This window comes from Paenibacillus sp. JT22N7 (assembly GCF_059383875.1).
Genome location: NZ_JBXENY010000008.1, coordinates 367,041 through 379,533, shown reverse-complemented (window position 1 = coordinate 379,533; position 12,493 = coordinate 367,041). Strand labels below are relative to the sequence as shown.

Sequence of the window (12,493 nt, the reverse complement as noted above, 5' to 3'; positions counted from 1 at the left end):
GCGTGCGCTTTGTTCCTTATTAATAACCGTCCTCGAAAGTGTCTAGGATGGAAAACCGCACACGAAGCTTTTCAGGTTGAAGTGTCGCACTTGGCTTGACAATCTGTCTTAAGAAAAAGCAACCTACAATCGTTCTAATTATGTCTGTACTCAAGCATTGCCAGTTGGCATTATTTTTTCTGGTCCCTCATATGAATATCATCCTTACTTCCACGCTCTACTATTGACAACATCTCATCTAGCTGTTTGGCCGCATCCTCTTGCAGCGCGGGAAAAAGGTGTGAATACCTGTCTAGCGTGATAAGAATGCTGGAATGGCCTAATCTTTCACTAACCACCTTTGGATGAATACCTGCTTTGAGTAAAAGACTGGCATGAGTATGGCGCAAGTCGTGGAATCTAATCCTATTTAAACCTGATTTTAGAACTAATTCACGCCAGCGTGCCTCCAAAAAGCTCGGATTAATCGGCATGCCGTTCTTTGTTTGAGCAACCAAACCAAAATCTTTATATTCCTTCCCTGCTAGCTCGGCCCTCTTTCTGTCTTCCTCAAGCATTTCCTTTTGCTTCAACAAAGCATTAACCGTCATTTGAGAAAGAACAATCGTCCTAATCCCTGATGCCGTCTTAGGCTCCTGAAAGATATACCCTCTGTCTCCTTGCGTATATGATCGCCTTATCGTTAGCTTTTGCTTCTCTATATCAATGTCCTTCCACTTCAAACCGAGAACCTCGCCTCTACGTGCTCCTGTGGTTGCAGCAAGAAGAAAAATAATGTGATAACGTCCATTATTTGTTAAATTAAGAAACTGGCCAAGCTCTTCCTCGTCCCATACTTTCGTTTCAGCTTTTGGTATTTTCGGTGGTTTCACTAGCTTAACCACGTTCTTCGTTATCGCCTCCCACTGAACCGCTGTCTCCATTGCATCGTGAAGCACCTTATGGAGATGGGTAATGGTTTGAGCCGATAGCTTGTTTTCGCCGTTTAGCAACTGATCGTACATTTCAACAAGGTGTTGTGGAGCTAAGCTAGTCATTTTGTGGTGGCCAAGACGCGGAATGATGTGGAAGTTTACTAGCCAGCGGTACGTTTTATATGTCCCTGGTCGGATGCTCATTTTCTTCTGCGCCAGCCATGACGCCATATAGGTGGCTACGTCCTCCTTTGTCGGTTCAATATACGTATTCGTGTTAAGCTCGTGCAAAACTTTGGCAAGCGCCTTCTCAGCTTCTGCCTTTGAATCAAAGCCAGACTTGCTTTTCTGGCGCCTACGTCCTGTTTCCGGATGACGACCAAACTCAACAACGTAACACCAACTATTCCCTCTTTTACTTACACATCCCCGCATAACAATAAACCTCCATAACCTCATTTTGGCCGCAAAAAAAGCACCTGATCGTCCAGTGAAGAACGATTAAGCGCTTGTAGTGCTAGTTCAATAATTTCAAAACAAGTAAAACATGCGGTTCTCCAGTCTGTCAATTATTCAACATTTAAACGATGTAAGCAAAGATAAGTTTGCCCTGTTATCAAAGCATATGACACGAATCTTTTAGTACGTAAAAGCCCTCTAACTCAGCATAGTGCACATCTAAATTTAGTAAGTAAACGATTAGTCTGTACTTCATTTGATATACGTTCAAATCGTTATGCTCACACATGTGGCTTACACTACAAGGCTGTAATTGAGTTAAACCATTTATTGACCAGCGCGCAAAATAAATACAAGGAATTTACAATGTAACGACTTGGGGCCAATAGATAGGTTTGGTAGACCAACCTCCAGAGCGAAATAGGTCCTTTATCCGCTTCAACTATCGAGGGAGCAGCTGACCCGCCAGTGGTACCATGCCAAATTGCTCAACTTTCCCTACCAAATGTACCTCTAGCAAGTAGTATAGAGAAGAACCTTAATTCTTTCAGCAAATACGATTGGTATGTACTTTTAAGTTAATAAAAAGTATAATTAAATTGGATATTTTGATAAAATATTCCCATTCGAAAACATACCAATCTATTCAAAATAGGAGCAAAATAACATGGAGTGCCCTTTTATTGTAAGTCTAGCGCAAATCAATTTCCATCCCGCCTATATAAGTAGCGGAATAAACTATTTAGAAGAACCGTTAGGTGACGATATTACTTCTTTAAGCAAGATAGACTCCATTAAAACCTTATCGGATCAACTAAAATCGCGATATCTAGTATGGTTATCAAACAAAATTAAAAGTATTATTGATTGCTGTATTGAGAATAAGTCAAACTTATTGGTATTCCCGGAATACTCTATACCTGCAGAGTTATTAATTCAAATAAACCATCAAATTAGGGATTCTCACCTTACAGTTATCGCTGGCTCGCATATGATATCTAGCAATTACTTTAGTATTTACAGAGAGCTATCCTTAGATATTGATGACAGTAAAATATGTTGTGCTATTTCTCCAATCCTGAATCCTACTGGTATGAACTCTGTTATTTACAAATATAATAAATCCAAATGGGAGAATAGTTTGGAATCACCACAAGAAGAATCATTTAATTGGGTAACAATTAATACAGACTCAAATGAAATAAATCTTGGTATCTTTTTATGTATTGATGGGTTACGCAAACCTTTCCATGATACTGAAAAAGAAAACACTTTAATTATAGTTCCTTCATGGTCTCCCTCTACTGAACCCTTTGATGCAGCAGCACTGCAAGCTATATACAATGAACTTCCATTTGTTTATGTTAACACGAGCATTATAGGTGGATCAAAGATGTCCGCTCCCTTCCCGGTTACAGATAAGCACTGGTTTGCTGAAAAAAATAGTACTAAGGCAGTTCCACGTAATACTGAGTGTATACTATCTGTTCAATTCGATTTGGCCAATATTAGAAGAAGTAAATCTACAGTTAGGGAACATACCGCGGCTGAGATCTTAGATGTAAGAACTATTTTATATACTACTTCAAGCAAAGATGTTAACGATCGACTACATAACTTAGAACAAGCTTATTCAGAAATAGATCTAGCTTATATAAACGATAATTGTTCAGATGAGTTGTTAAGATTAAAAATGTCTGAACTCTCTCAGCGACAAAGAATGGGTATCTTAAGGAATGAAAAACGAAAAGAATTATGCAATAGAATAATGATAGATGATATAAACTATAACGAATTGAAACAAGAACTTATGCAGTCCGCAATGGACTTTATAATTAGCAATCCACAATTGCTTGGTGATCATGAAATATTAAAAAATCTTTCCATTTTGACTGGAAGAATTGGGAAAAATAAAGCAAAAAAACAAGAGGTATCCCAAGCAACTAATGATTCAAAACCTTTCTTTGATCGTGATATCGAGCAAACTAAAATTCGTGATTTTCTTAATTCACCTTCCGAGAAACTGTTTATCCTTCAAGGTATTCGAGGGATTGGTAAATCAACTTTGCTCGATCAGATCCAAAAACGAATAATCCCTCCTAACAACCCATGGAAAATAATAAATATTCGTTTTAGTAGTGGATTTGGTTTTCCATTATTTTTTAATGACTTTGCATTCCAATTAGGTTTAAAAAATCGTTTCGATGTCAGTACAGCCGAATCTGCACTCATTTCTATCAGGGAATTACTAACATCTTTGGAATCTTATATTGCAACAATAATAATAATAGATGATTTCCACCACATACTAGATATGGAAGGTAGATATTTAGATATTAGATTTAAATTGTTTATTGATGAATTTATTAGAAGGCATTCTACTGATTGCAAAATGGTGATTTCAACAAATAGAAATTTCACCTTTGATCGCCATGAAAAAGCATTCAATAATAAGTTGACACTACGAGGTCTCAAAGATGAAACGATAAAGGGCATCATTGATTTTCATTACAAAAATTTTACTGGGCGAATTGAAAGAATTGAGATTTCAGAAAAACTCGTAAGGAACCTTTATGGTAACCCGCTTGCTGCAGTAATCACTGCTCAATACTTACAAAACCATCCAATTGATTATCTAGAAAAATCTAGCGATGTTTTTAGAAGATTCCAGGAGCAATTAATAACAAACTTACTTGAGGAAATTAGTTTACAACCTGACGAGAAAGAGTTATTGAACTTTATTGCGACTTCGAAAAATGAAATTCGTGTTGAAGTACTTACCGCATGGAAACCAGGACTAATTGGAGTAATTGATTCATTATGTGCTCGTTTTTTACTTGAATTTATCCCTGAAAACAATATATATCAAATGCATCCTCTTATTCATGATTTTTATTACAATATTTTACCGATTAGTGAAAGGGTTACACTTCATGCAACCTTAGCAGAATTGAATGAGCAAAAATTAAATGAATTAAAAACTCGAAATGATGTAATTCCTCCCAAGTTATTAAGTGAAATTATTTATCATTTTGCGGGATCGTTTCAACGGGATAGATTAAAGGACTTTGGAATTGAATATCAAGAAGAACTTGTTCCGATAGCAAAAAAACTTTTTACAGAAAAAAAATACGATCAGGCACTGGATTACTTTCTATTTGTAAATGAATTCAGTCCAACAAAGCGACTTGATGTTATTGAAAAAATCTGTCTTTGTTATGGTAACCTAAACGACTGGGACAATGCACGTGATTATTTTAATCAGGCAGTATCAATTGAAAATAAACCATCACTATATGCAGAGTTTGCTACTTTAATGGCAATAAAAACTAGATATTTGGGAGAAGCGGAAAGTTGGGCAATGCAGGGTGAGGATATTTACCTTCAGTTAAAAGACAAACGAAATTGGGAGTATGCAAAAATAAAGCATGCACTTGGTAGAATTAGGGAACGACAAAACCAAGATAATTGCATAACATTTTATAAGGAAGCATGTAACCTAGACAAAACAAAATTATATTACAAATATCGATTAGCTCTTGCTTTATTAAGATGGGGTTATGACGCTATTGAAACAATAGAGCAAGGGTTAGCAATAAAAAGTGATTATAAACCACTTTTAGAACTTAAAGATGGACTTACACCAATTGAAGATAATGAGGATGACGACATCGAAGAAGATTTTGAATCAATATATTCACCAACCGCCTAAATTTTCAACGCTAAACAACCCTTTCTTTCTATAAGTTGGGGCTGTTTAGTAAATTTTTATCATTTTAGGTTACTTCGTCATTTGTTGATTTTGCGTTGAATAGCTTTGTTGATTATTTGAATTTTTGATTTGTCGATTTAAACACGACAGGATTGGTTCCCGCACCGATACAGTTCAATATTCCCAGTTCTTCTTTGTAGGAATGGGAATGTTGATTTTTACGTCGGAAGGTTTGCTTTGACTCTCTATTTAAGTACTTTCAGTAGCCAAGCGTTGACTCCGTGTTGACTTCGAGCACAAAAAATACATCGCCCAAGGCATAAGCCCCATATGGCGATGTATTCAAGATACACATACTATAAATACCTCTCAGCTTTTACTCTTCCCCCGTTGCCACCGGATTCCCGCTATCCGAACTCCAATCACTCCAACTCCCCGCATAAAGCTTCACATTCTTAAACCCTGCCTCCTGCAGCGCAAAAAAGTTAGGCGTAGCGGTCACACCTGATCCGCAGTACACGATAATTTCATCGTCCTTCGACAGCGCGGCAAAGCGTTCCGCCTGCTCCTCCGGCGACTTCCACATGCCATCCACATGGCGGCTTTCCACCCAAAAATGATTAATCGCCCCCGGAATATGCCCGGCCGCCGGGTCCATCGGCTCGACTTCCCCCCGATAGCGAGGCGCTTCACGCGAATCAATAATGACGATCCCGTCCTTGCCAATGCTCTCCTTCACATAAGAGCGGCTTACCAGTATCTCGTCCCGCAAAGCTGGTTCAAAAATAACCCCTGCCACCGCCTCCGGCTCTTCTGAGCTAACGGGATAATCTGCTGCCTGCCAAGCGGTGAATCCGCCCTCCAGCACATACACTTGCCCCTCATGCCCCATCCACTCAAGCAGCCAGCGCAGGCGTGAGGCCATAGCCCCACCTTGGTTATCGTAAGCCACTACTGTCGTATGATTGCCAATTCCAATCCGTCCCAAAAAAGCGGCCAATACTTCCGTCTCTGGCAGAGGATGGCGTCCACCTTCTCCGTTCGGGCGCTTCGGTCCCGACAAATCATGGCTTAGATCGGCATAATAGGCTCCCGGAATATGGGCCTCTTCATACGATTCTCGGCCTGTTTCAGGCTCAGTCAGCAAATAACGCGTATCGACAATTACTGTATTTTCAGCACCCAAACGCTCAAGCACCCAATCCGCCTTTTTAAAATAAGTCATCCCGCTCAGCTCCTCCAACATATTTTCTGGCTTAACCCAGCTATATACCGCCATCGTACCCGATAAATCCCTTGAGGAGCAACCATTTGCCCACTATTTCCTTTGCAAAATCACATCTTCCAGCGAGCCCTCTTTGTCTATTACCCTGGCAGCCTTGCCTTTAAGATATTTATCGAAAAAATCGACCAGCAGCGCATTCATCACGCTCTCCATCCGCTCCGGATCAATGGCGCCAAGCAAGGCAACTTCGACCTCTTCATCGCCAATTTTGCTTTTCGAAATCAGATTCTCCGCCATAATCTCGCTGTAATCGGAAAAATTGCTGTGAGTGCTGTTTAAAATCGTTGCTAAATAAGCTTCGCTGACCGCATTTTGAAAAGTAAAGCTGAGATAATGCCCCGCAAGCGGGCTGTCATTTTGCAGCAAAAGCACTGGCTTATTCATCGGCCTATGCCACATTGAGCTATAGCAAAAACCATCCAAATTCGCAATGGCTTTGACCCGCTCAGATACGAACGCCATATTTAAAGCCGCGCTTCCTCCGAAGGACATGCCGAAGGCGCCAATCTTTTCAGCATCAATATGGCTGTAAAACGCAGCATTCTCCTGCTCGGCATCCGCCAAAAAATGCTCAAGAGCAGTAAGGCTATCCGTCACCCACAGTTCATTGCGAGCGATCATATTGGGCTGGCTATCAATGATTCGCTCATAGTAGTCATGATGCTCCTCGAAGCTCGCTTCTTTCCCTTCTCCACCGAGCCATGCTGCGTATGTCCGGAATATCTCCACGCCTTTTGTCGCGTCCGCGACCACAGCCTCCGGCAGCCCGCTCACATCAAACTTCGAAATGCTGCCATCAGGCAGCTCATAAGACCCATCCCCCAAATGCCCGATGCTGAGCACGATATAACCGTGGGACGCAAGCTCCTCGAACTGAACGGTGTTAGCTTCACAAGAAAGGCAGTAGCCATGGATAAAAAGCAGCAGCGGATGCTTGCCGTCAGCAACGGGCGCATTCATATAGGAATTCGTTTCAATGCCGCTCGTGCCGGGCAGAATCTCTTCGCTTATATATTTTTTCAAGCGCCCTTCCTGAGTCTCTCCTGCTGGATAAAAGCATAGACAAGGAATCAATCGTTTTTCATCCTGTTGTTCATCCCGTACATACTCATAATATAAGCTAGAGCAGCCTACGTCATAAGCCCCGCTAGGTTTTCTGAGCTTGTGTTTCTCTTTGATTTTCATCGTTTTCCCCTTCCGGTATGAGAAATGGCGGAGCTGCAAGCTTTGGACTGCAACGACAGGTAGAAAGCGACCACTCACACTATCTATTCAGTCGTTCCTCATCCCTCAAACCCACGCATCATTCGCGTATCCGCGTTGTTCCCAATAACCGACATGCTCCCCTTCGATCAGCTCAATGCGGTTCAGCCATTTGACCGACTTGTAGGCGTACATTTTCGGCACAATGAGCTTAACCGGGCCTCCGAGATCGCTTGGAATCGGCTTGCCGTCGTGCATGACCGCGACCATCACATCGTCCATATCCGCCTGCTCCAGCGTCAGCGTATCGGTGTACACGCCGTCGCCGGAATAAAACTTCACCGTCCGCGCTTTCGTCTGAACGCCTGCGGCTTTTAGCAATTCCTTAAGCGGAATGCCCTCCCACGTATTGTTGTAGACGGACCAGCCCGTCACACAATGAAAATCGCTCACCTGCACCGTCCGCTTCAAAGCGACAAATTGCTCCCAATTCCACTGCAAGCGCTGATCAACCAAGCCATCAATCGTAAACGACCAATTGCTATTGTCGAATTTCGGAATCGGTGTCACCGTATATACGCGGAAATTCCCTTTTGCCCCGCCGCCCGTAGGCGGAAGCGAAGCCGGGAGCGGCTGCGGCGCAGGCAGCAGCTGATTGTCATCCTCCGCAACGAATTCGTCCAGCGACTTCGTTCCGCCAAAGCCTGTCCCAAGCGCCCCGCCAAGCCACTTGAGAAAAGAAGGCCCTATCGCAATCGCGATCCCCGCGCCCAGCGTCCATTTTATAACCTGTCTCCGTGAATATACGGCCTGCGGCCCTGCCGCTGGGTGAATCTCTTCCTCATGAACCGGCTTTATCGTACGACGATGGGGCTGCTTGAGCCATTTTGTCCGCGTAATGGAATGGTAGATAATATAAGGCAGACCGATCCAGGTGAGCAAATCATGCACGAGCAGCGCTGCGTTCGATATTCCGGGCCCTACTAGTCTAAACTGCCACAGCAATACACCAGACAAAAACCATCCAGCGAGCAGCGCCAGCACGACGATTACATTAAATTTTTGCCACGGCTTTTCCTTTATTTGCTTCCAGTGCTTCGCGGCAAGAAATAAGTAATATACGACGGGCAGCAGCGAAGCGATGCCAACTACGATATGGAGTCCTTTTAGCCACACGCGGCCTTCGCCCAGAAATCCGCGCCAAAAACCGCCCAGCAGCATCAGTCCCGTCAAAGCCAAAATGACAACGATCCAGCCATTCCACGCATGAAGCGATACCAGCTTTTTCCCATAGCCCTTGCGCAAACGCTCAATGAATGAACTCATTTGAAAACGTCCCCTTCCCAAGCTCCATATGTATAACTAAAATGTGCGGCTTTGCATTCTCGTTCTCGTTCTCGGTCTCGTTCTCGGTCGTCCCAGCCTTCTTAATTCTATTATAACGCCTGACGCACAACATTACGAAAGATGGGCTAAGCATAGCAAACAGCGCTAAACAACCAGCAACGAAGCGCTTACAAAAGTATCAACCGCTGTTTTTAGCATGAGCCTGCTCTTAAATAAAATAAATTCGGTCTTGCTATAAGGCGCAATTTAAGATACATTATTAATTAATTGATCAGTTATTTAATTAATTAAAACTTCGTTTAAAGAGAGGGGAATCCATTTGGCTAGACCCGTCAATGAAGAAAAAAGACTGGAGCGGCGCAAACGCATCCTAAAAGAAGCGGTTATCCTGTTTGCAGAAGGCGGATATTCTAATACCACAACGGCCATCATTGCGGAGAGGGTGGGCGTGACTCCTGGAACCATTTTTCAATATTTCGCTAGCAAAGAAGCTTTATATTACGCCGCCGTCCTTGAGCCGCTTGCTGATATTCAGCTGAAGTCGCTTGCTTGTCTCCAACAAGAGGGGACACCGGGCGCATTGATTAAGAACATGGTGAAAGAACAATTCAACGATATCTATTCCTATACCAATGAATTGCGGCTTGCCCAATCTGTTTTAGGACAACGAACCAGATTTCCTGAACTTACACAGAAGGTTCTTGAAAGCATAAAGGTCATGACCGATGCGATCGAATCCGTCTATGCCAAGGGTCAGCTAATGGGAGAGTTCGACAAAAGCTTTTCTCCAGCAATGATCTCTCGCAGCTACATCTCTTTCTTAAATGGAGTGGGCTTAACTCTTGGAGAAAATATTATCCATCATCCCGAGTGGGAAAATCTGAAGGGGCATGCCTATTATTTGTTCGCCCCCATACAACCTAGAGAATAACTGGAGGAGTCAGAATGAGCCAACTATCCTTACAACCGGATCATACAATTAATGTGCGTGTGAAAAAACGGAAGAAAATTTTATGGAGCCTAGGAATTGCGCTTTTGCTTGTGGCGGCTCTTGTATTTTTTATCTCTTATAAAGTAGTAGACACTTTGCTGCACCATCCTAGAGACACTAATGTCAGCTACGAATTGAATATCGAGAAAACTCCCTTCGAAGAGGTCGAGTTCCCAAGCTTGAAAAATGATAATACGATTAGAGGCTCCTTTTTTCCTGCAAATAATCTTTCTGGTGAAGCAAGCAATAAGACCATTATTGTCGTCCATGGCTATACGAGCAATCGTTTAGTTAAAGGGCGGACCCCAAAGCTAGTAGAGCATTTCGTTCCCAAAGGCTACAATGTATTGGCATTTGACCTCAGCTCGCAAGGAAATTCCAATGGTGATTTGATTACACTGGGCCTCAATGAAAAATACGATTTGCTAGGAGCTGTAAGCTATTTAAAATCCAGAGACCATACGGGTGATAGCATTGGCGTTATCGGCTTTTCAATGGGTGCTGCTACTTCCTTGCTAGCCGCAAGTGAAAGTGATGACATTAAAGCCGTCATTGCCGATAGCCCTTTTCGTAATGCTGGTCTATTTTTGAGAGAAGGTTTGCCCTTCTTTTCAGGCTTGCCTGCGTTTCCATTCAGTTATACATCGACATGGATGGCAAATTGGGCCTTTAACGTTGATCTAAATTCCATATCTCCGATGGATGCGGTAAAAAAGATGCAAAACAAGCCCGTTATGCTCATTCATGGTACGGGAGATCAGCAAATTAGTTATAAGAATACGGAAGTTATTTACGAGTCCATAAAAGATAATCCAAGTGCAGAAGTATGGTACCCGCAAAATACGGAGCATATCGATGCTATTAACCATTACCCTACTGAATATTTTCAAAGAGTAGATCGCTTTATGGATGAGTATTTAGGGAAATAAAATACCCTTCCTTATATAGAAGCAAGGTACAGACTCCTCAAGAAATGGAGAAGAGCTGTACCTTGCTTTTGGTAAATGGGCTTTTAATGGTCTCTGGGCATTCTATGAAAAGACGACATGCAGCTTTTATGCAAGCAAAAGAGTTCCTAATTCAGCACCTTTACAGCTCATAAAGAGCGCGAACGGGACGCATATTGCAATATAGCGGCGGCTGCCCGTTCCCGGCGCTCTACATCTTCACTCTGCATCGCCAGTCTTAAAATGTCCACCGCTTCCCTTATTGTCGCATGATCTATGACAAAAACCCGCTCACTCTGTCCGCCGCTTTCCCCAGCACCGCTCAACCAGAGCTCCATCTGCCAATCGGTTACGGGATGCTCGTACATAGCGGGAAATTGCCCTTCGGCTATAAATGACTTTAGCTCTGGGGCGGCCATGGCTAGCGGCAAGCTTTTGAGCCAGGTCACACCTCTTCGATGGCAGCTGCCGTCCTCCCTATTATCCGCGTCCAACACATAATAATAGTCGCCCAAATCGCCAAAATGCACCTTGTCCCCATCCACTAGAAGCACATAATCGCCATCAGCCATCACTTCCACGAACAAACGAAGCTCCACGATACGGCTAACAAGCGCCGCACCCTCCAGAGCATCGGCCTCAATCAACCGTGCCTTGCACGCTTCCTCGTCGAATGGCTCCAAATTTCCAAGCCCCGGGCCATACAAGCAAACGAAGTTATCCTCCAAAAACGCCTTGCTCCGGCTTATTCCGCCTACATCCGCTTGCATCACAAACAACTGCAGCCTGCTCACCTCCGCTTCATTCTCTTTGAGCCTATTATATCTTTTTATCCGCTTCAGGAAAAAGCCGCTCAAACTAGGGCGTGCATGAAAACGTAAGTAAATCCTATCTAATAGAAGCCAGCGTCAAACGTATCGTCTCTACTACCATGCCTCTACTATCACGCTTCTACTGGGAATGTCACACCTCATATTTGTAGATTTACGTACCAAGAGGCAGCATTATCTTCTTCGTTTCAAGGGTTTTATATTGCTGCTTGCACAAATATAAATTTGGCGGACACAGCAGCAGCTATTTTAACAGAAACAAGGTTAAACCACATTCCGCGGACTCAGGAGCAGCTATTTCGCTGCAAATGCCCATTTTGCCGGGATAATGAGGGCAATAACGGATCTCCTGTCCGCTTACGGCCTGAAATCAGTTCAAAAGCCAGAATAGCGGAACCTCAGTCCGCCAAAAGCATCAAGTGCCTCGAGCTGCCGGGAATCAGCAACAGTAACAACAACAATCACAAGTTGCGGTTCACAAGCCTTGAATCGGCGGATGTGATTGCCCTTGAATCATGGCGAACCTATTGAAGTTAACCAACGACCTCTGCTGGGAAAAAATAAATCCCGCGCGTTCCCCATCATACGAGGAAGCGAGCGGGATTTTAGAGCCTGCAAGCTGCGATGCTGACCTGTCTTGCCGATTATCATTGAAGCATGTAGCCTATAGGAACATGCTTGCCTAGTTCCGTTCCGAGCATGCTGTCTATCGCCGCATTTTTGCTTATTTCTGCTTCAAGTATGCGATCTACTGCCCTATTCTTGCTTATTTCTGCTTCGAGAATGCGGCCTATCACCCGCATTC

9 protein-coding genes and 1 pseudogene are annotated in these 12,493 nt (G+C 43.2%); 4 read left to right on the top strand and 6 right to left on the bottom strand.

Annotated elements, in window-relative coordinates; translation table 11 throughout:
• Positions 1 to 99 (top strand): annotated as a pseudogene (locus AC50Y5_RS22600) (IS30 family transposase); the annotation flags it as partial.
• A gap of 71 nt (positions 100 to 170) precedes the next feature.
• Here the strand turns inward: AC50Y5_RS22600 and AC50Y5_RS22595 are convergent.
• On the bottom strand, positions 171 to 1,349 hold the full coding sequence (locus AC50Y5_RS22595; RefSeq protein ID WP_494863877.1) for a site-specific integrase: 1,179 nt from the start codon (positions 1,347 to 1,349) through the stop codon (positions 171 to 173).
• A gap of 691 nt (positions 1,350 to 2,040) precedes the next feature.
• Here AC50Y5_RS22595 and AC50Y5_RS22590 point away from each other — a divergent pair.
• Positions 2,041 to 5,085, top strand: coding sequence for a tetratricopeptide repeat protein (locus AC50Y5_RS22590; protein WP_494863876.1), 3,045 nt, complete (start codon positions 2,041 to 2,043; stop codon positions 5,083 to 5,085).
• 376 nt (positions 5,086 to 5,461) lie between these two features.
• On the opposite strand, the gene AC50Y5_RS22585 is transcribed toward AC50Y5_RS22590, so the two are convergent.
• The 3 genes from AC50Y5_RS22585 to AC50Y5_RS22575 all read right to left on the bottom strand — a co-directional run bounded on the left by AC50Y5_RS22585 (position 5,462) and on the right by AC50Y5_RS22575 (position 8,899).
• Positions 5,462 to 6,310 carry a sulfurtransferase gene (locus tag AC50Y5_RS22585; RefSeq protein ID WP_056032982.1) on the bottom strand — a complete coding sequence of 283 codons (849 nt, stop codon included), beginning with the start codon at positions 6,308 to 6,310 and terminating at the stop codon, positions 5,462 to 5,464.
• 93 nt (positions 6,311 to 6,403) lie between these two features.
• A complete protein-coding gene (locus AC50Y5_RS22580; protein ID WP_494863875.1) occupies positions 6,404 to 7,555 on the bottom strand; it encodes an alpha/beta hydrolase family protein in 1,152 nt (383 codons plus the stop codon).
• Between the two features lie 105 nt (positions 7,556 to 7,660).
• Complete coding sequence (locus tag AC50Y5_RS22575; protein ID WP_056031731.1) at positions 7,661 to 8,899, bottom strand: molybdopterin-dependent oxidoreductase; 1,239 nt, start codon at positions 8,897 to 8,899, stop codon at positions 7,661 to 7,663.
• A gap of 340 nt (positions 8,900 to 9,239) precedes the next feature.
• Between AC50Y5_RS22575 and AC50Y5_RS22570 the strand changes: the two genes are divergently transcribed.
• Together AC50Y5_RS22570 and AC50Y5_RS22565 are read left to right on the top strand one after the other, a co-directional pair.
• Positions 9,240 to 9,851, top strand: a complete 612-nt coding sequence (locus AC50Y5_RS22570) for a TetR/AcrR family transcriptional regulator (protein ID WP_494863874.1) — start codon at positions 9,240 to 9,242, stop codon at positions 9,849 to 9,851.
• 14 nt (positions 9,852 to 9,865) lie between these two features.
• Positions 9,866 to 10,840: an alpha/beta hydrolase gene (locus AC50Y5_RS22565; protein ID WP_494863873.1), complete on the top strand. Its 975-nt coding sequence runs from the start codon at positions 9,866 to 9,868 to the stop codon at positions 10,838 to 10,840.
• Between the two features lie 167 nt (positions 10,841 to 11,007).
• Here AC50Y5_RS22565 and AC50Y5_RS22560 read toward each other — a convergent pair whose 3' ends face one another.
• Together AC50Y5_RS22560 and AC50Y5_RS22555 are read right to left on the bottom strand one after the other, a co-directional pair.
• Complete coding sequence (locus tag AC50Y5_RS22560) at positions 11,008 to 11,652, bottom strand: hypothetical protein (RefSeq protein WP_494863872.1); 645 nt, start codon at positions 11,650 to 11,652, stop codon at positions 11,008 to 11,010.
• Positions 11,653 to 12,335: 683 nt separating this feature from the next.
• Complete coding sequence (locus AC50Y5_RS22555) at positions 12,336 to 12,491, bottom strand: hypothetical protein (RefSeq protein WP_494863871.1); 156 nt, start codon at positions 12,489 to 12,491, stop codon at positions 12,336 to 12,338.
• Positions 12,492 to 12,493: the final 2 nt, after the last annotated feature.

Excerpts from the sequence above, each read along its gene's own strand:
- AC50Y5_RS22595 (WP_494863877.1), bottom strand. The coding sequence starts at position 1,349 with ATGCGGGGATGTGTAAGTAAAAGAGGGAATAGTTGGTGTTACGTTGTT.
- AC50Y5_RS22590 (WP_494863876.1), top strand. The coding sequence starts at position 2,041 with ATGGAGTGCCCTTTTATTGTAAGTCTAGCGCAAATCAATTTCCATCCC.
- AC50Y5_RS22585 (WP_056032982.1), bottom strand. The coding sequence starts at position 6,310 with ATGACTTATTTTAAAAAGGCGGATTGGGTGCTTGAGCGTTTGGGTGCT.
- AC50Y5_RS22580 (WP_494863875.1), bottom strand. The coding sequence starts at position 7,555 with ATGAAAATCAAAGAGAAACACAAGCTCAGAAAACCTAGCGGGGCTTAT.
- AC50Y5_RS22575 (WP_056031731.1), bottom strand. The coding sequence starts at position 8,899 with ATGAGTTCATTCATTGAGCGTTTGCGCAAGGGCTATGGGAAAAAGCTG.
- AC50Y5_RS22565 (WP_494863873.1), top strand. The coding sequence starts at position 9,866 with ATGAGCCAACTATCCTTACAACCGGATCATACAATTAATGTGCGTGTG.
- AC50Y5_RS22555 (WP_494863871.1), bottom strand. The coding sequence starts at position 12,491 with ATGCGGGTGATAGGCCGCATTCTCGAAGCAGAAATAAGCAAGAATAGG.